19 protein-coding genes and 1 pseudogene are annotated in these 20102 nt (G+C 63.8%); 10 read left to right on the top strand and 10 right to left on the bottom strand.

What is annotated here, in order from left to right; all coding sequences use genetic code 11:
* Positions 1-18: 18 nt before the first annotated feature.
* From ACWAT4_RS39205 to ACWAT4_RS39215, 3 genes are all read right to left on the bottom strand, one after another.
* Positions 19-363, bottom strand: coding sequence for an SRPBCC family protein (locus ACWAT4_RS39205; RefSeq protein ID WP_349629470.1), 345 nt, complete (start codon positions 361-363; stop codon positions 19-21).
* Entirely contained in the window at positions 363-815 is a 453-nt protein-coding gene (locus tag ACWAT4_RS39210) for an ArsR/SmtB family transcription factor (RefSeq protein WP_449729542.1), read from the bottom strand. Before ACWAT4_RS39210 ends, ACWAT4_RS39205 begins: the two co-directional genes overlap by 1 nt.
* Before the next feature lie 105 nt (positions 816-920).
* Positions 921-1895, bottom strand: a complete 975-nt coding sequence (locus ACWAT4_RS39215; protein ID WP_212302089.1) for a Bug family tripartite tricarboxylate transporter substrate binding protein — start codon at positions 1893-1895, stop codon at positions 921-923.
* Between the two features lie 125 nt (positions 1896-2020).
* Between ACWAT4_RS39215 and ACWAT4_RS39220 the strand changes: the two genes are divergently transcribed.
* On the top strand, positions 2021-2431 hold the full coding sequence (locus ACWAT4_RS39220; protein ID WP_449729543.1) for a VOC family protein: 411 nt from the start codon (positions 2021-2023) through the stop codon (positions 2429-2431).
* A 162-nt stretch (positions 2432-2593) separates the two neighbouring features.
* A pseudogene (locus ACWAT4_RS39225) lies at positions 2594-2966 on the top strand (AMP-binding enzyme); the annotation flags it as partial.
* Positions 2967-3016: 50 nt separating this feature from the next.
* Here ACWAT4_RS39225 and ACWAT4_RS39230 read toward each other — a convergent pair.
* The 3 genes from ACWAT4_RS39230 to ACWAT4_RS39240 form a co-directional block, all read right to left on the bottom strand.
* Positions 3017-4111, bottom strand: coding sequence for an HD-GYP domain-containing protein (locus tag ACWAT4_RS39230; protein WP_212302087.1), 1095 nt, complete (start codon positions 4109-4111; stop codon positions 3017-3019).
* 380 nt (positions 4112-4491) lie between these two features.
* The gene (locus tag ACWAT4_RS39235) at positions 4492-6786 is read right to left on the bottom strand and encodes a xanthine dehydrogenase family protein molybdopterin-binding subunit (protein WP_449729544.1); all 2295 of its coding nucleotides are present in this window, start codon (positions 6784-6786) and stop codon (positions 4492-4494) included.
* Positions 6783-7274, bottom strand: coding sequence for a (2Fe-2S)-binding protein (locus ACWAT4_RS39240; protein ID WP_092231998.1), 492 nt, complete (start codon positions 7272-7274; stop codon positions 6783-6785). Before ACWAT4_RS39240 ends, ACWAT4_RS39235 begins: the two co-directional genes overlap by 4 nt.
* Positions 7275-7638: 364 nt before the next feature.
* Between ACWAT4_RS39240 and ACWAT4_RS39245 the strand changes: the two genes are divergently transcribed.
* The 3 genes from ACWAT4_RS39245 (at position 7639) to ACWAT4_RS39255 (ending at position 9576) form a co-directional block, all read left to right on the top strand.
* Complete coding sequence (locus tag ACWAT4_RS39245; protein WP_449729545.1) at positions 7639-8403, top strand: alpha/beta fold hydrolase; 765 nt, start codon at positions 7639-7641, stop codon at positions 8401-8403.
* Between the two features lie 23 nt (positions 8404-8426).
* Entirely contained in the window at positions 8427-8768 is a 342-nt protein-coding gene (locus ACWAT4_RS39250; RefSeq protein ID WP_449729546.1) for a hypothetical protein, read from the top strand.
* A 136-nt stretch (positions 8769-8904) separates the two neighbouring features.
* On the top strand, positions 8905-9576 hold the full coding sequence (locus ACWAT4_RS39255) for a dienelactone hydrolase family protein (protein WP_449729547.1): 672 nt from the start codon (positions 8905-8907) through the stop codon (positions 9574-9576).
* 25 nt (positions 9577-9601) lie between these two features.
* Here the strand turns inward: ACWAT4_RS39255 and ACWAT4_RS39260 are convergent, their stop codons facing one another.
* The gene (locus ACWAT4_RS39260) at positions 9602-11380 is read right to left on the bottom strand and encodes a sigma 54-interacting transcriptional regulator (protein WP_212302081.1); all 1779 of its coding nucleotides are present in this window, start codon (positions 11378-11380) and stop codon (positions 9602-9604) included.
* A gap of 385 nt (positions 11381-11765) precedes the next feature.
* On the opposite strand from ACWAT4_RS39260, the gene ACWAT4_RS39265 reads away from it, so the two are divergent.
* The 4 genes from ACWAT4_RS39265 to ACWAT4_RS39280 all read left to right on the top strand — a co-directional run bounded on the left by ACWAT4_RS39265 (position 11766) and on the right by ACWAT4_RS39280 (position 16022).
* Positions 11766-13241, top strand: a complete 1476-nt coding sequence (locus ACWAT4_RS39265; RefSeq protein WP_212302080.1) for a benzaldehyde dehydrogenase — start codon at positions 11766-11768, stop codon at positions 13239-13241.
* 92 nt (positions 13242-13333) lie between these two features.
* Positions 13334-14434: an NAD(P)-dependent alcohol dehydrogenase gene (locus ACWAT4_RS39270; RefSeq protein ID WP_212424284.1), complete on the top strand. Its 1101-nt coding sequence runs from the start codon at positions 13334-13336 to the stop codon at positions 14432-14434.
* Between the two features lie 115 nt (positions 14435-14549).
* Positions 14550-15440 carry an alpha/beta hydrolase fold domain-containing protein gene (locus ACWAT4_RS39275; RefSeq protein ID WP_212302078.1) on the top strand — a complete coding sequence of 297 codons (891 nt, stop codon included), beginning with the start codon at positions 14550-14552 and terminating at the stop codon, positions 15438-15440.
* 102 nt (positions 15441-15542) lie between these two features.
* Positions 15543-16022, top strand: a complete 480-nt coding sequence (locus ACWAT4_RS39280; protein ID WP_212302077.1) for a hypothetical protein — start codon at positions 15543-15545, stop codon at positions 16020-16022.
* Between the two features lie 127 nt (positions 16023-16149).
* On the opposite strand, the gene ACWAT4_RS39285 is transcribed toward ACWAT4_RS39280, so the two are convergent.
* The 3 genes from ACWAT4_RS39285 to ACWAT4_RS39295 form a co-directional block, all read right to left on the bottom strand.
* On the bottom strand, positions 16150-16887 hold the full coding sequence (locus tag ACWAT4_RS39285) for a polysaccharide biosynthesis/export family protein (protein WP_349629459.1): 738 nt from the start codon (positions 16885-16887) through the stop codon (positions 16150-16152).
* A 157-nt stretch (positions 16888-17044) separates the two neighbouring features.
* Positions 17045-17701, bottom strand: a complete 657-nt coding sequence (msrA, locus tag ACWAT4_RS39290; protein ID WP_449729548.1) for a peptide-methionine (S)-S-oxide reductase MsrA — start codon at positions 17699-17701, stop codon at positions 17045-17047.
* A 153-nt stretch (positions 17702-17854) separates the two neighbouring features.
* Positions 17855-18172, bottom strand: a complete 318-nt coding sequence (locus tag ACWAT4_RS39295; protein ID WP_212302075.1) for a hypothetical protein — start codon at positions 18170-18172, stop codon at positions 17855-17857.
* 395 nt (positions 18173-18567) lie between these two features.
* Here ACWAT4_RS39295 and rpsT point away from each other — a divergent pair, with 395 nt between their 5' ends.
* Positions 18568-18834 (top strand): 30S ribosomal protein S20, encoded by a 267-nt coding sequence (rpsT, locus tag ACWAT4_RS39300; protein ID WP_212302074.1) that lies wholly within the window; start codon positions 18568-18570, stop codon positions 18832-18834.
* The last annotated feature ends 1268 nt before the right edge of the window (positions 18835-20102 follow it).

Here is a 20102-nt window from a genome sequence, read left to right on the forward strand (position 1 = left end):
GTCCTCCTCTGACAGGGATCAAGCGACGAAGGCGTCGAGCTTGTCGAAGAACGAGCTCCAGCCGCGCTGATGGTTATCGCGCGCGATTTCGTCGAAAAACTGAGCATGATGAAAGATCATCAGCGTACCGGCGCTGTCGGGCTTCAGCGTGATCGTCACCAGCGATTCCCGCTCCGGCGTCGAATGCCAGGCCCAGGTGAAGACCAGCCGCTCGTTTGGCACGACCTCGCGGTAGATGCCGCCCGCCTCGAAATATTCGCCGTCGTCGCGGGTGAACGAGATACGGTAGCGGCCGCCGGTACGAACATCGAGCTCGGCGTTCAGCGTCGCCGGCCTCATGTTCGGAGGCCCGAACCATTGCACTAGCTGCGCGGCTTGCGTCCAGGCGGCGAAGACCTTTTCCGGCCGCGCGCGCAGCCGGCGCGTGAGCGTGAGGCTTGGACCTTCGGTTGCGCGTTCGGCGGCACTGGCGGCTGCATTGACCATGATTTGTCCTCCACAAAGGCGGCAAGGCGGTCGAAGCTTTCGGACCAGAATTGCGCGTAGCGATTGAGCCAGTTCATCGCCTGCTCCATCGGCTGCGCGGTGAGCCGGCAGGAGACCGTGCGCCCGGTCTTTTCGCGCACGATCAAGCCCGCATCGGTGAGCACATCGAGATGCTTCATGATCGCCGGCAGCGAGATCGCGAACGGCGTCGCCAGCTCGCTCACCGACAGGCTGTCCTTTTCGCCGAGACGCGCCAGCAGCGCGCGCCGCGTCGGATCGGACAGTGCAGCAAAGGTGCGATCGAGCGCCTCATCCCGATACTTAACCATACGGTTTAGTATAGGCGCAAACGCCGTTCCGTCAAGTGGGAACCGCCGCAAAGAAAAAAGCCCCGCCTTGCGGCGGGGCTCCGTTCATGCTCACGCGCGAGTTCGCTACTCGACCTTGAGGCCGGCGAACTCGACGACCTTCTTCCATTTGGCGGTCTCGGCCTCGATCTCCCGGCCGAACGCCTCCGGCGTCTCGACCAGCGGATCACCGCCGAGCTCGACCAGTCGCTTGGTCATGTCGGGCTCCTTCATGAGCGTGTTGATCTCGTTGTTGAGCTTGGCGATCAAGTCCTTGGGCATATTCTTCGGCGCACCGATGCCGAACAGCGCGCTCGCTTCGTAATCCTTCACGGTCTCGCCGATCGCGGGCACATCGGGCAGTTGCGGCGAGCGCTGCGCCGTGGTGACGCCGAGCGCGCGAAGCGAGCCGGAGCGGATGTGCTGGATGATCGAGGGCATGTTGTCGAAGATCACCTGCACCTGGCCGCCGAGCATGTCGGTGATCGCGGGCGCCGCACCGCGATAGGGCACGTGCTGCATCTTGCAGCCGGTCATCGCCATGAACATCTCGCCGGACAGATGCACCGAGGTGCCGTTGCCGGAGGACGCCATGTTCACCTTGCCGGGATTGGCCTTCACGTAGTCGATGAACTCGGCGACGGTCTTGGCCGGCACGTCCTTGTTGACGGTCATCACGTTCGGCACGCGCTGGAAGGCGGCGATCGGCGCGATGTCGCGGACGAAGTTGAACTTGAGGTTGGCATAAAGCGTGGAGTTGATGTAGTTCGCCGGATTGACCAGCAACACGGTGTAGCCATCCGGTTCGGCATTCACCACGGATTCGGTGCCGATATTGTTGCCGGCGCCCGGCTTGTTCTCGACCACGAATTGCTGGCCGAGCTTTTCCGACAGGCGCTGGCCGATCAGCCGCGCCAGGATGTCAGTGGCGCCGCCCGGCGGATAGCCGACCACGAACTTCACCGGCCGGGACGGATAGTCCGCTGCAAAGGCCTTCGACAGCGGGCTGGCTGCAAGCGGGGTGGCGGCGAGCAGGCCGAGCGCGGAACGGCGGGTGATCATCTCAAGGGTTCTCCCAGGTGTTGTTCTTGAAAAGCAGCTGTCTTGAAAGTCGCGGCAGCGGCGTTGTAACAAAGCGCGCCACGCGCGGAAAGTGCGCAACGTCCATGGCGACGAAAGGATAAGGCATGCCAGTCAAGGTTCAGGCTCTCGATCACCTCGTGATCAACGTCGCCGACGTCGCTGTCACCACCGAGTGGTATCGCAAGATTCTGGGCATGGAAGTCAAGGTGTTCGACCCCGGCGGCGGCAAAGCGCCGCGGACCTCGCTGCAGTTTGGTCAACAGAAGATCAACGTGCGGCCGCGCGACGCCGACAAGCTGGAGTGGTTCACCGCCGACCACCAGACCGCCGGCAGCGAGGATCTGTGCTTCCTCACCTCCTCGACGCCCGACGAGGTCGTGACGCATTTGAAGGCCCACGGAGTTGCGATCGAGGAAGGCCCGGTTCCCAAGCAGGGCGCGCGCGGTACGTTGCGATCGGTCTATTGCCGGGATCCGGATGGTAGCCTGATCGAGATTTCGTCGTACGCAGATTAGATCCCCTCCCCGCCTTCGCGCCGCGCCGCGTGATGGCGGAAAGACGCAATCATCAAGAGGCAGCCGCGATCAGGATGCAGGCTGCACGGGGGAGTCATGTCCATTCAACGGACCGCAACCGGAATCGTGGGCCCGTCCGACGGACTCGATGTGCCGTGGCGCGGTTTCTTTCTCACCGGCGACCGCGTCGAGCGCCTGGAGAACGGCTCTATCAGGTTCGGCGACCGCGCCAAGGACATGCTGAAGGTCGGCGGCGAGAACGTCGCGGCCTCCGAGATCGAGCAGGTGATCGCAATCGTCCCCGGCGGTGGTAGCGAAGAAGCATCCGATGCTGGACGAGGTGCCCGTTGTCTTCATCATCCCGCATGGCGGTGTCGCGGGCGCGGCACCGGATCTTCCGGACCGCGTGATCGCGGCCTGCCGCGAAGGCCTCGCCGACTTCAAGGTGCCGCGCGAGATCCACCTTGTCGACGACATGCCGCGTTCGACCCTGGAGAAGGTGGCGAAGGCAGAGCTGCGGAAGATGGTGGGGTGACTTTGTCGGGTGGGTTAGCCGAAGGCGTAACCCACCCTGCGGCATCTCGCCTAGAACGACCCCAGCGCCACGGGACGGAACGCCTGCAGCAGTTGCTGGTCCAGCTTGCCGCCCATGCCTTCCATCATCGTGAAGGCACGCGAATGCGTGAACGGCATGCGATAGGCTCGCTTCTCCACCAGGGCGGCATAGATGTCGACGATCGTCGTCAGCCGCACGATGTCGCTGATCTGGTTCGACGACAGCCCGTTCGGATAGCCTGAGCCGTCGAGGAATTCGTGGTGATGCAGGACGACGTCGAGCATCTCCGGCGGGAAGCCGCCTTGCGCCGCAAGCGCGTCATAGCCACGGCGCGGATGATGGCGGACCTCGGCCATTTCCTCGTCGGTGAGCTTGCCGGGCTTGTCGAGCAGGTTCGAGGGAACGAAGGCCTTGCCGACATCGTGCAGCAGCGCCGCGCGGGTCAGCCGGCGCTGATCGTCCTCGCGCATGCCGAGATGCTGCGCGAAGGCGACCGCGAAGCCGGTGACGAACAGGCAGTGGCGGTAGCTGCCGACATGGTGGCAGCCGACGGTGGTGAGCCATTCGCGCAGCGAGGAGTGCTTGATCGCTTTCAGAATCTTGTTCTCGGCGGCGACGACGTCGTCGAAGGTCAGGGGCACGCCGAGCGGCAGCCTCTCGAACATCTTCGTCAGCACCGCATGCGCCGCCTCGACGCCGCGGTTGAGCGTCTTGCCGCGATCGGTCGCGTCATAGGTCGCAGTGTCCGGGAATGCGGCGCGGATGCGCTGCAGGATCGCGTCGGGCTGCAGCGGCCGCGAGATGGTGTCGGTGGCGCCCAGCGCCCACGCCTGCATGGTGCCGTGGTGCAGGGCGTCCGCCAGCACGAACAGCCGCGGCATCGAACGATAGCCTTCGCCGCGCAGCCTGTTGCGCACGCGCTGTACGCTCTCGGGCGAACGCAGGTTGATGTCGACCACGAGGCCGGAGAGTTCGCGTGACGGCTGTTCAGGGATTTCCTGTGTCGTCACCGTCGCAACGTCGCCGACCGCCTTCAGGATGCTGGCGAGCTCGGTGCTCGCATCGCTCCGGTCGGAGGCAAGCAGAAGCCGGCGTTTGGCGGCGGATTTGGCTGGCGCGTTCATGGCTTCCCCAAGAGCACGGGAGTGTATTCGGCATCAGCCTAAGCCGGATCAGGTTCTCCGGCCCTTAAGAGGCGTGCTCAACGGAACCTTGGCGAATTGCACGCAATTTTACGGATGCGCGGAACCCGAACCGCGAAAACAACCCCATGCACAGTAGACGGGCCCTTGAAAACAAAGGGGATTTTAACCCCGCCGTCGTCCCCCGGCTTGACCGGGCGATCCAGGACTCCGAGATGGCGCGGCTTGAACCGAGAAGCCGCGGCGTACTGGATGCCCCGCTTTCGCAAAGCGTGACGGAGAGTGTGGGGATGCAGCGCGCAAAAAATCCGCCGGAGGCTACCCCTCCGGCGGATCATCTCATTCCGCGATGGCAGCTCGCCTTACGCCTTCATCGCCCCCTTCACGGCCTCGGCCGTAATCGGCAGCGCCCGGACGCGAGCGCCACTGGCATTGAAGATGGCGTTGCCGATGGCGGGAGCGACGACCGTCACCGCGGGCTCACCGACGCCGGTGGCCTTCTCGCCATTGGCGATCACCGCGACTGCGACCTCCGGCATCTGGCTCATGCGCAAAGGCCTGTAGCTGTCGAAGTTGGTCTGCTCGATGCCACCGTCCTTCAGCGTCGCCTTCTCGTACATCGCCAGCGACAGGCCCCACAGCGCCGCACCCTCGACCTGGGCGCGGATGTTGTCGGGATGCACCTGCGTGCCGACGTCGGTTGCGACCGTGAGCTTCTTCACGGTCACCTCGCCCGAGGGCGCGACAGCGACGTGCGCGACGCAAGCCGTCCAGCTTGCGGTCGCGCGTTCCTGCGACGACACGCAGGCCACGCCCATGCCCTCGCCCTTCGGCAGCTTCTTGGTGCCGTAGCCGGCGAGGCCCATCGCCGCGAGCAGGGTGTTGCGCAGCCGCTGCGCGCCGCCGTCGTTCTTGCCGGCGCCGTCGAGCAGCGAGATGCGGTATTGCGCCGGATCCTTGCCGGTCGCAGCCGCGATCTCGTCGATCATGCTTTCGACCGCCCAGAAGGTCCAACCCGGCGCCACCGAACGGAGCTGACCCGACGGAGTGGCGTTGTGCGCCATCTCGTTCTTGATCGCCCGCACATGATGGTTGGGCACGGTGTAGAAGAAGTCCGATCCGTTCACGGTGAAGGAATCGAGCGGCCCCTTCTTGTCGACCGAGGGCGTGAGGAAATCAGGAATTCCCCAGCGCGCGGTCGGCCAGGCCGAGACCACGTCGTGGCTGAGCGCGACGAGCTTGCCGTCGCCGTCCACGCCGGCCTTCACTTTCTGGTAGGTGAGCGGACGCGAGAAATCCATCGTCATGTCGTTCTCGCGCGTGTAGATCACCTTCACCGGCTTGCCCACGGCCTTCGCCGCCTGCACGGCCGGCACCATCATGTCGGCATCGAGCCTGCGGCCGAAACCGCCGCCGAGCCACATCTGGTGCATCACCACGAATTTTGGATCGATCCCGGCCGCGCCTGCCGCAATCGCGCCGGAGCGCGTCGCGAACTGGTTGCCGGAATAGATGTGCAGGATGTCGCCCTTGAACTCCGCGGTGGCGTTCATCGGCTCCATCGGCGCGTGGATGTTGATGCTGGTGGTGTACTCCGCCTCCAGCACCTTGGCAGCCGTGCCGAGGGCGGCTGCGGGATCGCCGTCCTTGACGAAGAACTGGCCGGAATCGTCCAGACCCTGAAGCCGCTTGGCTTCATCGAGCAGCGACTGGCTCGACAGCTTCGCATTCGGGCCGCCGTCATAGCTGATCTTCAGCGCTGCCGCCGCCTTCTTGGCATTGGCATAAGTGCCGGCGACCGCGACCACCCAGCCCGACGTCGTCTGCGTCTTGTCGTCGAGGATGACGGCCTTGATGAAGCCCGGCACGGACTTCGCAGCCGAATCGTCGACCGATTTCACCGTGGCGCCGAAGCGCACCGGCGGCGTGACGATCGCGCCATAGGCCATGCCCGGAATCATCACGTCGATGCCGTACTTGGCCGTGCCGTTGGTCTTGGAGGGGATGTCGAGCTGCGGCACCGACACACCGATCATGGTGTATTGATCCGGAGTCTTCAGCTTGATCGCCTTGATCTCGTCAGGCGTGAAGGTCTTGGTCGCCTTGCCGCTCTTCACGATGTCGGCAAACGACATCTGCTTTTTCGATTTCGGGTGCGAAACCATGGAGTCGCGGACGACGAGCTCGTCCTTGAAGTAGGGCGGCAAGCCCATGGCCGCGGCAGCGGCCTCCGTCAGGGCCATGCGGCCGGCAGCGCCCGCGCGGCTCATCGCCTCGAAGTTCATCATGGTCGACCAGCTTCCGCCGGTGATTTGCGCCCCCAGCACGGGGTCGTTGAACTTCGGATCGTTGGAGGCGAGGTTGACCCGCATGTCGCTCCACTTCGCGCCCAGCTCCTCGCAGACGATCTGCGCCATGGTGGAGGCGATGTGCTGACCCATGTCGGCCTTGCCGCAGGTCACGGTGACCAGGCCGTCCGGCGAGATCGAATACCAGACGCTCGGCTCGAAATTGGCCGGCGCCGCAGCGAGCGCTTCACCGATTCCGGGCACGCCGGCATAGCCGAGCACGAGGCCTGTCGCGGCCGTGCCGACCAGGAAGGAGCGGCGGCTGAGATCGGTCGTTTCGGGTGTGACGTTCTTCACGTGCTGATTCATGTGGGCCTCCGCTCGTTGCCGGCGGCGGATGCGGTGCGCATCTCGGTGGCGGCGCGCATGATTGCCTTCTGGATCCGCGAGTAGGTCATGCAACGGCAGAGATTGCCGTCCATATGCGCCACGACCTCTTCCTTGGTCGGATTGGCGTTCTTCGCCAGCAGCGAAGCCGCCTGCATGATCTGCCCGGACTGGCAGTAGCCGCATTGCGGCACCTGCTCGGCGATCCACGCCTTCTGAAGCGGATGATCACCCTTGGCGGAAAGCCCTTCGATGGTGGTGATCTTCTTGCCGGCGACATCGCCGACCATGGTCTGGCACGAGCGCACGGCTTCGCCGTTGACGTGCACGGTGCAGGCGCCGCACAGGCCGGCACCGCAGCCGAATTTCGTGCCGGTCATTTGCAATTGTTCGCGGATGGCCCAAAGGAGCGGCGTGTCGTTTGCCGCATCCACGGACATACTCCGCCCGTTGATCGTGAGCGTTGGCATAGGCGTCTTCCCCTGCCGGTGCATGAAGCCGCTTACGGCGGCAACTTGAGCAGCAGACGCCCACCGGGCTGGCGCCCACCTTGCGCGCGAGAATGATCGGGTTCGCGGCGAGAGGCAAATGCAATTTCGAATCGATCGAAACTAACTCGGCATCGGCTTGTTGTGCGCTGCGACACCCGCGCTGATGGTAGCCACTGAACGCAACAAGTAGAGCACGCGAGGCATCAGCGCCGAATGCGCTCAGGCAGTTTCTTCGAAGTAACTTGGCAGGCTAGGATGAGGCCGCAGACTCGGGCTTCCCTTCTCCCCTTGCGGGAGAGGGTGCACCGGTGTTGCGGCGAGAAAAAAGAAAGAGGCGGAAACAATGCCAAAGATCGATCGGGACGGCGTCGGCATCTATTACGAGATTCACGGCGACGGGCCGCCGCTGCTGCTCACCCATGGCTATTCCTCGACCTCAGCGATGTGGCACGGCCAGATCGATGCGCTGGCGCGCGACCACCGACTGATCTTGTGGGACATGCGCGGGCACGGGCAGTCCGATTATCCCGACGACCCCAAGGCCTATAGCGAGGCGCTCACCGTCGGCGACATGGCGGCGATCCTCGATGCGGTCGGCGCCAGGCGCGCCATCATCGGCGGATTGTCGCTCGGCGGCTACATGTCGCTCGCGTTCTATCGCACCCATCCAACACGCACGCGCGCGCTGCTGATCATCGACACCGGTCCGGGCTTCAGGAAGGACGATGCGCGCGAGGCCTGGAATGCGCGGGCGCTCGCCACCGCCGACAAGCTCGATCGCGAAGGTCTCGACGTGCTGAAGGCGGCCACGCGCGAGCGCGCCACCGCCAGCCATCGCAACGCCAGGGGATTGGCGCTCGCCGCGCGCGGCATGATGACCCAGCGCGATGTCGCGGTGATGGAGCTGCTGCCCGGCATCAAGGCGCCCAGCCTAATCGTGGTCGGCGCCGACGACACACCGTTCCTGGCGGCGTCCGACTACATGGCGGCAAAGATCCCCGGCGCACAAAAGGTCGTGATCCCCGCCGCCGGACATGCCGTCAACATCGACCAGCCCAAGGCTTTTGTTGACGCCGTGGTGCCTTTCCTGAAGAACTTGCCGGAATAGACGACGAGACGAGGATCACGAAAATGAAGCGGGCAATCTTGGCTGCGGGCGCAGCGCTTCTCTCCATGGCGGCGTCCGTGCAGGCCGAGCCCTTCGGCACGGTGCCGCTGCGCCGGCCCTTCGTCGAGACCTTGTCGAACAACACGCCTCTGGCGTTCGGGATGGATGTGGATCAGACCGCGCACGCACTCGGACAACCCCTGCAATATGTCCGGGGCCGCCCCGGCAACGAGATCTATCTCGCCCTTCGCGACATCGGCGGCAGTGGATTGGTGCCCTACCGTCACCGCCTGTTCCTGCAATTCCGTCACGGACGGCTGGCGGGATGGAAAGAGGATTATGGCGAGAACTGGATGTGGGAGTGATCGCTGCTCTTCGTGTCTCAGAGAAATCGTATCCGCGGTTTTGCGTTGAAGTTGCCCCATCGTCATGCCCGGGCATGACGAGTTTGCGGAACGAGCAGAATTCTCAATCAACGAACAACCAAGAAGGACAACCCGCGTGGGACAAGACATCCAACTGACGGCGTCGGACAATTTCCAGCTCGGCGCCTATCGCGCCGACCCCTCGGGCGCGCCGAAAGGCGCGGTGGTGGTGATCCAGGAGATTTTTGGCGTCAATCATCACATCCGCTCGGTCTGCGACCGGCTCGCGGGCGAAGGCTATGTCGCGATCGCGCCGTCGATCTTCGATCGCACCACGCCGAACTTCCAGTCGGGCTATACGCCCGACGAGATCGCGGAAGCGCGCAAGTTCGTCGCCAGCCCCGATTGGAATGCGATGCTGCGCGACACGCAGGCCGCGATCGACACGGTCAGAAGCGCCGGCCCGGTCGGCATCATCGGCTTCTGTCTCGGCGGCAGCATCGCCTTTGTCGCGGCGACGCGGCTCGCCGGCCTGAAAGCCGCCATCGGCTATTATGGCGGCGCCGTCGTGCGCTTTGCGGATGAGAAGCCGAAGGTGCCGACGCAGCTGCACTTCGGTGAGAAGGATGCCGGCATTCCCCTGACCGATGTCGAGAGCGTCAAGGCGAAGCGGCCCGATGTCGAGGTCTTCATCTATCCCGGCGCCCAGCACGGCTTCCATTGCGACGAGCGGCAAAGCTACGACAAGGCGAGTTCCGATATCGCCTGGCCGCGTAGCATGGCGTTCTTTGCGAAGCATTTGACGTGACGTCGCAGACGCCGTTCCGGACCGGCTAGCTGCGCAGGCCCAGCCTTCGCAGCCGATAGTCGAGCTGAGCCCGGCTGATCTTCAGCGCACGCGCCGCGGCCGAAACATTGCCGCCCGCATGCGTCAGTGCCGTTTCATAGATGGCACGCTCGACTTCCGCAAACGATTCATTGCCCTGGAATTGCGGAGTGTCGGGCGTCCCGTGCTGCGGCGGCCCGTCCTGATGAAGAGGCACACGTCCGAGCCGTCCGTCACTCGTGAGCTGGATCGAGAACGGCGGCAGCAGTTCGGAACCGCTGAAGAGATGAGCAACGTCGATCACTCCGCCATCCTCGGCGTAAACGACCCCGCGCTCGATCAGATTCTGCAATTCCCTGATGTTGCCCGGATAGTCGTATTTCAGCAGCGCGTCGGTGGCGCGGCCGCTGAAACCGGTCAAGCGACGCCCATGGCGCGCCGAATAGACGCCCAGAAAATGCGCCATCAGGAGCGGGATGTCATCTCGACGTTCGCGCAGCGGTGGGATCGCGATCGGGAACACGCAGAGCCTGAAATACAGATCCTGCCGGAATCGCCCGGCGGCAACTTCCGCGCTCAGATCGACGTTGGAGGCGGCGACCACCCTGACGTCAAGCGAGATTGTCTTCGATCCTCCGACCCGTTCGATCTTGCGCTCTTGCAGCGCCCGCAGCACCTTTCCTTGCGCCGAATAGGTCAGCGACGCAATTTCATCGAGAAAGAGCGTACCTCCCGCGGCACGCTCGAAGTAGCCTGCGCGTGACGCAATCGCGCCGGTATAGGCCCCCTTCTCGACACCGAACAATTCGGACTCCACAAGCTGCTCGGGAATCGCCGCACAGTTGATCGCGACGAAGGGCCCTTCAGGGCGCCGACTCATCGCGTGCAGCTGGCTCGAGAACAGCTCCTTGCCGACGCCGGATTCACCGACGAAAAGCACCGTCGCATCGGTTGCGGCGACACGCTCCAATTGGCGCCGCGTGCGCACGAACGCAGCCGAAACGCCGACCGCAACGTCGCCTCTCGCCTCGATAGTGGCGGACGGCTCGCCTTTGGCAACGGCACTTCCACCCGCGGCGCGGACCGGTCGGCTCTTCCACTCCAGGCCGAAATATTGCCGCTCCGGCGCATCGTCGCCCCAGGCGTCCGCATGTTGCCCGATCACCACGCAGCGCGAGGCGCCCATGCCGGCGCACTCGACCTCCCGAAAGATCACCGGCTTGCCGAACAGTTTTGTGGTGTAGCCGGAGGGATAGCCGATCTGCAGCCAGCAGACTGGCTCGGTGGCGGGGCCGTAGCTTGCCAGGTGCTCGGCGGCTTCGGACGAATCATCCCAGTAGAACTCGCCGAAATAGGTCCCCTTGTCGCGGTCGAACTCGAAATGACGCGTCGTGACTTTGACGAACCCTTCCAGCGTGTGGACGCGAGGGCCGGCGGCGAGCGCGTGGGTGAGATCTTCGTTGGGAAAGCGCTTCTGAATCAACGCCGCGTCGCGCGCGCCCTGCATGTAACCGACCCGCATGAAGATCGCCTTGGCGGCTTCGACGCCGAAGGCGTCGATGATCTCGGCACGCAATCGTCCGAGCACCTGGGACTGCATCAAGACCATGCGCTGGTCGTTGAGCCAGATGCGGCCGTCGCCGAGCGCAAAGTGGAGGGATTCAGCGAGGTCGTCGAAGGTCGGCGGTGCGCCGGTCCTGACCTCGCTGCTCGCGCCCCGGCTCAAAATCCGGGCGGCCCGGCGCGACGCCTCGGCCAATGAAATCAGAGCGTCTGGGTCCGACACGGCCCCTCTATTTTCTCAAATGATGAAATCGACCTTTAAGCCCATTTCATCATTTGAGAAAGATGGAAACGCCCGACCAAGAAACCAAGCGGCCCCAGACGGGGCTTTTCGTAACCAACATCGCATTGATTTTATTACACTATTTATCCTGCGCCGAGAGCCAGATCAAAAGCATCGAGGGGCCCTGGCATCCGGCTTGCTAATGCCCCCGCACGAAGGGAAGGACAACGATACAAGAGGGCTGGCATGCAAGGCCACGGCGGGCAGATCCATGCCTGTCCACCGACTGTGCGCCTTTGCGTCTCGTTTTCCTCCCTGCTCCGCCGGCGTCATGCCGCCGATGCGTCAACGACAGCCGCACAACGCGGCCACGGGAGGAAATTTGATGAACACACAGGCTCACAACTTCATTGCCGTCGAACGTTGGCACGGTAAGGCGTTCCTCGGCGAGTGGTGCGCGACCGGCGGCGGCGTTACCGACGTGAGCGATCCCGCGACGCGCGCAGTGCTGGGCTCCGTAGGCATCGGCGATGCGACTGATATTGCGAGGGCCGCACGCGCGGCGCGTCTTGCCCAGCCGACCTGGGCGGAGAAGCTCCCGCAGGAACGCACCGCAATCCTCAACAAGGCGGCTGACCTGCTCGAACGAAACGGCGAAGAATTGATCGGCTGGATCATGCGCGAGAGCGGCTCGATCCAGCCGAAGGCCGCGATCGAGATCGAGCATGGCGCGGGCTTCGTGCGTCATGCCGCTGCCATCGCTCTCGAGCCCAACGGGATCCTGCTGCCCTCGATGGAGCCGGGCCGCTCCAACACAGCCAAGCGCGTGCCGCATGGCGTGGTCGGCGTAATCTCGCCGTTCAACTTCCCGCTGGTGCTTTCGATCCGCGCCGTCGCCGCGGCGCTCGCGGTAGGCAATGCGGTCGTTCACAAGCCCGATCCGCGCACGGCCGTGTCGGGCGGCATCATCATCGCGCGAATCTTCGAGGAAGCCGGCCTGCCTGCTGGCGTGCTCCAGGTCGTGCCAGGCGGCGCTGTGGCAGGTGAAGCGATGTGCGCCGATCCCAACATCGCGATGATCTCCTTCACCGGTTCGGCAGCGGGCGGCAGCAAGGTCGGCGAAGTCGCCGGTCGCCATCTCAAGAAGGTCCAACTCGAGCTCGGCGGCAAGAATTCGCTGATCGTGCTCGACGATGCCGATCTCGACATCGCGGCGTCCAACGCCGCCTGGGGCGCCTTCCTGCACCAGGGTCAGATCTGCATGTCGACCGGCCTCGTGCTGGCGCAGAAGAACGTCGCCGAAGGCCTGGCGAACCGGATTGCCGAAAAGGCGCGTCATCTGCCTGCCGGAGACCCCTCATCCGGGCGCGTCGCGCTCGGACCGATCATCAGCGATGCGCAAGTCGAGAAGATTCAATCCATCGTGGACGATGCAGTGGCCAAGGGCGCGCGGCTACTCGCCGGCGGCAGCCATGACGGCCGCTACTACCAGGCGACTGTGCTCGCCGACGTGAAGCCCGGCATGCTCGCCTTCGAAGAGGAGATTTTCGGACCAGTCGCCTGCATGGTCAGCTTCGCGACGGACGACGATGCGGTCGCGCTAGCCAATCTCTCCGAATATGGCCTCGCCGCCGGCGTCATTTCGGGCTCGATCGCGCGCGCCCGCGCTGTCGGGGAGCGGTTGAATGTCGGCCAGCTCCACATCAACGACCAGACGGTGAATGGCGGCCCGTTCGCGCCGTTCGGCGGCCGCGGCCGCTCCGGCAATGGCAGCCGCGTCAGCGGCCCCGCGATCTGGGAAGAGTTCACGCAGTGGGTGTGGACCTCCGAGAAACCGCAAGCGACGCCGTACCCGTTCTGAGCTTCCTACCTGCGCCCGGCGCGCTGCGCCGGACGCGCCCACGACTTCCAATTCTGTTGCAGCAACTTTCATTCCCGACCGGAGATCCCACCATGAAAATTCGTGCCGCAATCGCCCGCGAAAAGGGTGCGCCGCTCAGCCTCGAAACCATCGAGATCGAAACCCCGCGCGCCGACGAAATCCTCGTGAAGGTGGCCGCGACCGGCGTCTGCCACACCGATCTCGTCGTGCGCGACGGAATGCTGCCGACGCCCCTGCCGGTCGTGCTCGGCCATGAAGGAGCCGGCATCGTCGAAGCCGTCGGGGCCGCCATCAGCAAAGTGAAGCCGGGCGATCACGTGGTGATGACGTTCAACTCCTGCGGAGCCTGCCCGAGCTGCCGCGACCACGCGACGACCTATTGCCACGAATTCTTCCCACGCAACTTCTTCGCCGCCCGGGTCGACGGCACCAGCGGCCTCTCTGCGGACGGTGAGCGTATCAACGGCAACTTCTTCGGCCAGTCGTCATTCGCAACCCATGCGCTGTGCCACGAGGCGAATGTCGTGAAGGTGCCAAGCGACGTGCCGCTCGACCTGCTGGGCCCGCTCGCCTGCGGCGTGCAGACCGGGGCCGGCGCCGTCCTGAATGCCCTGAGAGTGTTACCTGGAAAGTCCTTTGCCGTGTTCGGCGCGGGCTCGGTGGGTCTGTCTGCCCTGATGGCCGCCGTCGTCGTCGGCGCAACCAAGATCATCGCCGTCGACACCAAGCCGTCCCGGCTTAGCATCGCCAGGGCGCTTGGCGCCACCCACACGATCGATCCGACCACGGTCAATCCGGTCGAGGAGATCATGCGCATCACCGGCAGCGGGCTCAATTTCGCGCTCGACACCACCGGCGTGCCCACGGTGATCCGCAGCGCTGTGGAGAGCCTCGGTCCGCGCGGTGCCTGTGGCATCCTGGGAGCATCGGGACCGGATGCCGAAATCGTCCTCAACGAGACTCACTTCATGAGTGGCGGACGCCGCCTCATCGGCATCGTCGAAGGCGAGTCCAACCCGGACACCTTCATTCCGATGCTGATCGACCTCTACCGGCAGGGGCGCTTCCCGTTCGACAAGCTCGTGAAGTTCTACGCGCTCGACGAGATCAACAAGGCGATCCACGCCTCGGAAACCGGCGAGGCCATCAAGCCGATCGTGCGGATGAACTGAGCGGCGTCGCCGTTTCCGCACGCGGGGCCGGCGCAGCAACAGATCGGTCGCATCACGATACGCGACGAATCCGGGCCGGCGCGACCGGCGGTCGGTTCGCCACAAAGGAGTGAACGTGTCCAAGCAGCAGCTCGCAGCTATCCTTGAAATCAGCGCCCAATTCCCACCGCCGGAGAATGCCGGCCCGCCGGAGATGCGAGCGTGGTTCGAAGCCATCAATGCCCCGACGCCGATCCCCGAAGGAATCATGGTTGAGCGGGTTCCGGCAGGTCCGGCGGGAGGCGACCTGATCCGCTTTAGCGGCGCGGACGACAAGCGCCTGATCATCTATTTCCACGGCGGCGGTTTCTTCTTCGGCTCGTCGCGTTCGCATCGCGTGATCGCGGCAAATCTTGCGCGGCTCTCGGGCGTTCCGGTTCTTGCCGCCGACTATCGGCTTGCGCCGGAAAATCCTGCGCCTTTCGCGCACGACGATGCGTTCGCAGTCTACGAATGGGCGCTCGATCGCGGCTATCCGGCATCCGCCATCGCTCTGAGCGGCGATTCCGCAGGCGGCAACCTTGCGCTCGCCGCCGCGGTCCGGGCGCGAGACGCCGGACGGCCCGCACCTGGCGCATTGATCCTGATGTCGCCGGCGCTCGATTTCACGGGCCAGAGCGAGTCGTATCGAACGATCAGCGACGCGCCCTTGCTGACGCCGCAACTGATGTCGCTGTTCACGAATGTCTATATCGGCAAGGGCGATCCGAAGTCATCGCTGGTGACGCCGTTCGACGACGACCTGTCGAAACTGCCTCCAACCCTCATTCACGTCGGCTCCTGGGAACTGCTGCGCGACGACAGCATCCGGATCGCCGACAGGCTGCGCAACGCGGGATGTACGGCGGAGCTCAAGGTTTGGGACGGTATGTGCCATTCCTGGCAGCTGTTCGCGCCGATGCTCGATGAGGGCATGGCTTCGATCGAAGAGGCGGCGAGCTTCGCGCAAACTCACCTGAAGGCGTGAGCGGTGGCGCCGACGTAGGCTGGCAGGGAAATCGGGTGGGCGCATCGCGGGCCGTGGCGATAAGGCTGACTGAATCGAGTTATTTTCCACGGAGAAGTACTCATGCAGGAAACCATGGCCCGCATCATCCGCAATCCATTCGGCACCATCGATGTTCCCGAGCCGACCGATCACGGCGTGACGGAATACGCCGCGACGGCAACGCTCGCCGGGGGCGCGGCCGACGGCAATGCCGCGCATTGGGCGTCCATTCCCGCTCCCTCCGACCCGCTCGAAGGCGCGTGGGCGAGCCGCTGGAACGGTGGCGCCGATCCGACCATCGCCGGCGATACGCCGGAGACATGGAAGCAAGGCCGCGCGGAAGTCCGCGTCATGGCTGGTCGGATCTATCTGCGGTTCGATTGGGATGAGGGCCGCCGACACGGACTGATCGATGCTGCGCGCGAGGACGGCAATCGCCTGGTCGGGAAATACATCAACCTGACCAATCCCGCGATCATGCGGCCGTGGATCGGACTCGTGGTCGATGCCGCGCGCATCGACGGATGCTTTCCGAACGGGCGGCTGGATTTCAGGCGATGAAGCTCCGCAGTCATTCCGGGGCGCGCGAGCTGCGAACTATGGTGCGCAGTTGCGCACCATAGAACCTCGAGATTCCGGGTCTGGTGCTAGCGCACCATCCCGGAATGACGAAGTACGTTGTACTTGGTCAAAACCAGCGCTCGCCGACGAACACGGTGTCGCCGGGGCTGACGGGTGTGCCGAGCGGCACGACGGCGCGCATGGCGCCGCCGCCTTCGGTGTGGGTGACGGTGACCACATCGCGCTTGGCACGCGGTGAAAAGCCGCCGGCGATCGCGACCGCGCTTTCGACTGTCATGTTCGGCACGTAGGGATATTGGCCGGGGGCGGCGACTTCACCGAGGATGAAGAACGGGCGGTAGGACTCGATCTCGACGGCGACCGACGGCTCGCGGATGTAGCCGTTGCGCAGGCGCGCTGCGATCTCGCCGGCAAGTCCCGCCGTGGTGCGGCCGCGCGCCGGCACCGCGCCGATCAGCGGCATGGTGATGGAGCCGCCGGCATCGATGGCGTAGCTGTTGGTGAGACCTTCCTGGCCATAGACCACGACACGCAGCTTGTCGCCGGCATCGAGGTGATAGGAAGAGTCGTAGCGAACCGGCGCGGCCACCACCGGCGCGGCATAGGCGACCGGCACGGGTGCAGGACCCGAGGCAAAGGAATTGCTGAGCGCGGCAATGGCACCGCCGCCGTTGTTGGCAACGACGACCGGCGGAGCGCTATAGGGCTGGCCATAGGCCATCGCGTCGAGATCGGGACGGGGCTGAACCATCGCGACGGGACCAGCGGTCTGCATGCAGCCGCCCAGGGTCAGCGCGGCGGACGCTGCCAAGATCGACCATCGAAACGCGCGCAGAACTCGCACCGGACCATCCCTAAAAACGAGACAGCTCCAGTCTTGCACCAGTTATGGTTAATAAAGGGTTGAGGGGCGATGTGGGGCGGCGCTGCACGCCAGGAGCGAAGCGCGACCTCTCCCGCAAGCGGGAGAGGTGTAGCGCCGGTGTGGCACCATTGAGCGCTTACGCGCTCACACCAACACCGATCGGACACGACACGCCGGTGCCGCCGAGGCCGCAATAACCGGCGGGGTTCTTCGCCAGATATTGCTGATGGTAGTCCTCGGCGAAATAGAACGGGCCGGCCGGCGCGATCTCGGTGGTGATCGCACCGAGACCTTTTGCGTTGAGCGCCTTCTGATAGAGCGCCTTCCACTCATCGGCGGCTTTCTTCTGCGCGTCGGAGTAGGTGTAGATCGCACTCCGATATTGCGTGCCGACGTCGTTGCCCTGTCGCATGCCCTGCGTCGGGTTGTGGTTCTCCCAGAACGTCTTCAGCAGCCTCTCATAGGAGATCTTCTTCGGATCGAACACGACCAGCACCACTTCGGTATGGCCGGTACGCCCCAAACAGGTCTCTTCATAGGTCGGGTTCGGCGTGTGACCGCCGGCATAGCCGACAGCTGTCGTGTAAATGCCGTCGCCGAGTTCCCAGAATTTGCGCTCGGCGCCCCAGAAGCAACCAAGGCCGAACACCGCCTGCTCAAGGCCGGCGGGATAAGGCGGCTGCAATCTCGCGCCGTTGACGAAATGAATGCTCGCGGTGGGAATGGCTTGCACACGGCCGGGCAGCGCGTCGGCTGCGCTCGGCAATGCGGTGGACTTGCGCATGAACAACATGATGAACCTCCGCAAACGAGATGTGCGTCGCCTGAGCCAGATGCTCGGGCGGCGCGTGCTCGTGATCGAGTGGGAATATAGGTTTTTACGCTGGGAGCGGCAGTCTTGTTACGCCGCCCCTCGCTCGGAGCTCAGTCCGGCGGGAATTGGAGATCAATCCCGGGAATAGCCGATCAGCGGCTTGCGCGGGCGGAACAGGATCATCAGGAAAATGCCGAGGAGGCCGAGGACGGCGAAAACCGGCTGGTCCAGCACCAGGCGGATCACCGAGGTCCAGAGCCAGGGCGCCTTGGCCTCGACCCAGGTCCGGAACGCGGACTGGCTGGCCTGGTTGATGTCGTTCCAGAACTGGCCGAACCGGGTGAACCGCAGGGTCTGGTCGGCCACCCAGCGGGCGCCGTCATAGACCATGAAGAAGAACCCGCCGGCCAGCAGCAGCAAGCCAATCAGTCGGAAAAAGCCGCGGATCATGCCCCACCCCAAATGGTCGCCCGGTCGGACGCCCCTTCAAACGCCGTCGAAATGCCGCCAGCCAATAGCCGGGAGACGGTAGAAATTCAACCTCATCAGGGCGTTACGGCCCCCTCGGAACGCCCAAGGGCCTGTTTTCCCGGCCTGGAAAGCGTTGACGGTGCCAAAGACCCCCTCTATAAGGGCGCCAACTGGCGGCGGGCGCAATCCTGCCGCCGCTGTTCTTTGAGCAGTTGCAGGCTCTTTTGGGCCTCAGAGATAGCCGCAAGGTCTATCGCTCATGTTCCGGGGACAGCCTTGCACCGAACACCCTAAATCCGAGCGTCGATTCCGCGGTCAAGCAGCCGGCGCTACCCGACCAAGACGCGACCGGTACCGCAAAGGACATTGAGACCATGGCCAATACCACTTCCGCCAAGAAAGCGACGCGCAAGATCGCCCGCCGCACTGCCGTCAACAAGTCGCGCCGCACCCAGATGCGCGGTGCCGTGCGTAACGTCGAAGAGGCCATCGCGACCGGCGATCGCGCCGCCGCCGTCAAGGCGCTGGCCAGTGCCGAGCCCGCGCTGATGCGCGCCGCTCAGCGCAACATCATTCACAAGAACAACGCCAGCCGCAAAGTCTCGCGCCTCACCGCGCAGATCGCCAAGCTCGCCAAGTGAACTCGTGAAGTAAAGTTCGCAGTGCGATCCGATCTTCATTCGATCGGCTGAAGCGAACATTGCGCAGGTCAAACAGCCCGGCTTTCACGCCGGGCTTTTTGTTGCCTGTCACAATTCCCGCTTGTGGTCTTTGGACGACTGATCTTCCGTCGGAAGAGTCTCGCCGTCTTCGCCATGCTGCGTCCGTAGTTCTACCTGCCGCTGTTTTTGCAACAGCGGCAACTTTCACTGCGCTGCGAAAAACCCCTGCGGCGCGGGCCTAAGTTGAATTCGCACGCGCGATAGTTCTGCACACCGTAGTTTCACCGGAACACGTTTCGCGGTGGAGTTACCCTGTGAAACGAGACTCAAAAAACGATGTCTCGCTAATCACTTATCGACATAGCGGCGACAAGCATTTGGAAAACTCGCCCGCGCGTCGCGTGCGTGACGATTTTGTAAAAATTTTTTGGCGATGGGGGAGTCAATGTCACATGATGCGCCGCATTTTCGAATCTGTGCACGAATCCAAAAACTTGGTCTCAAGCCTGTGAACAACTCGTGCGCGGCGTTAACGCTGGTCAAGTTTTTTGATGCCTCAAGTGTGAATCAATTTCGTTGCGAGTCTTTCCGCTTAGTGTATTCCTTAAGTCGTTCGCGGCGCCCACGATCTTGAGACCAGCGCGGTTTAAGAAACGAGGCGAGCGTGCAAATCGGCGGCGGTGTGCACGTAGGCGACGCTTCAACAAGCGATTGTCGGATCAAACCCATAGCAATATGGGAATGGTAGCTCTTTGTCTGAATGTCTCCAAGCGGGATCTTAGCGACCCCGTTCGCGTCAAGCGGATATGAGAGACATCTCGAGGCTGCCCCGACAGGCGCGATGGCGAAGCCGAGCGGACGACACGAACAGACGGGCAGGACATCCGCGACTTGAGTATAGCGCGGGAGTTCTTTTACGCAGGACCTTGTCGTGAGCGATCACGGCAGGACGGGGAGGTATCATGTCCTACGGATTCAACGCGGTATTGACACACGTTTCATCGTCCCACGATGCCGTTTCCAATCCGTCCTGCGATCATCCTCCGTGTGAGGGCGCGTCGAGTACGCGCTGACCTCGCGAACTCTCCATCTACGACATCGCTGATCTGACCCGCGGCGCTTGCGCCGAACGGTCGAGCTTTGCCCGACGATGGACTCGCTTGAGGTCGCGCCATGGCCGAGATCCCGGAGGAACTCCGCATGGCGCCCGCCACGCAACCTTATCTCTCAAGAAAAGTTTTCAAATG

Source organism: Bradyrhizobium sp. T-1, from assembly GCF_053592855.1.

Coding starts and splice junctions, on each gene's coding strand:
- rpsT (WP_212302074.1), top strand. CDS start 18,568: ATGGCCAATACCACTTCCGCCAAGAAAGCGACGCGCAAGATCGCCCGC.
- ACWAT4_RS39270 (WP_212424284.1), top strand. CDS start 13,334: ATGAAAATTCGTGCCGCAATCGCCCGCGAAAAGGGTGCGCCGCTCAGC.
- msrA (WP_449729548.1), bottom strand. CDS start 17,701: ATGTTGTTCATGCGCAAGTCCACCGCATTGCCGAGCGCAGCCGACGCG.
- ACWAT4_RS39265 (WP_212302080.1), top strand. CDS start 11,766: ATGAACACACAGGCTCACAACTTCATTGCCGTCGAACGTTGGCACGGT.
- ACWAT4_RS39220 (WP_449729543.1), top strand. CDS start 2,021: ATGCCAGTCAAGGTTCAGGCTCTCGATCACCTCGTGATCAACGTCGCC.
- ACWAT4_RS39250 (WP_449729546.1), top strand. CDS start 8,427: ATGAAGCGGGCAATCTTGGCTGCGGGCGCAGCGCTTCTCTCCATGGCG.
- ACWAT4_RS39240 (WP_092231998.1), bottom strand. CDS start 7,274: ATGCCAACGCTCACGATCAACGGGCGGAGTATGTCCGTGGATGCGGCA.
- ACWAT4_RS39245 (WP_449729545.1), top strand. CDS start 7,639: ATGCCAAAGATCGATCGGGACGGCGTCGGCATCTATTACGAGATTCAC.
- ACWAT4_RS39235 (WP_449729544.1), bottom strand. CDS start 6,786: ATGAATCAGCACGTGAAGAACGTCACACCCGAAACGACCGATCTCAGC.
- ACWAT4_RS39280 (WP_212302077.1), top strand. CDS start 15,543: ATGCAGGAAACCATGGCCCGCATCATCCGCAATCCATTCGGCACCATC.
- ACWAT4_RS39230 (WP_212302087.1), bottom strand. CDS start 4,111: ATGAACGCGCCAGCCAAATCCGCCGCCAAACGCCGGCTTCTGCTTGCC.
- ACWAT4_RS39210 (WP_449729542.1), bottom strand. CDS start 815: ATGGTTAAGTATCGGGATGAGGCGCTCGATCGCACCTTTGCTGCACTG.
- ACWAT4_RS39215 (WP_212302089.1), bottom strand. CDS start 1,895: ATGATCACCCGCCGTTCCGCGCTCGGCCTGCTCGCCGCCACCCCGCTT.
- ACWAT4_RS39295 (WP_212302075.1), bottom strand. CDS start 18,172: ATGATCCGCGGCTTTTTCCGACTGATTGGCTTGCTGCTGCTGGCCGGC.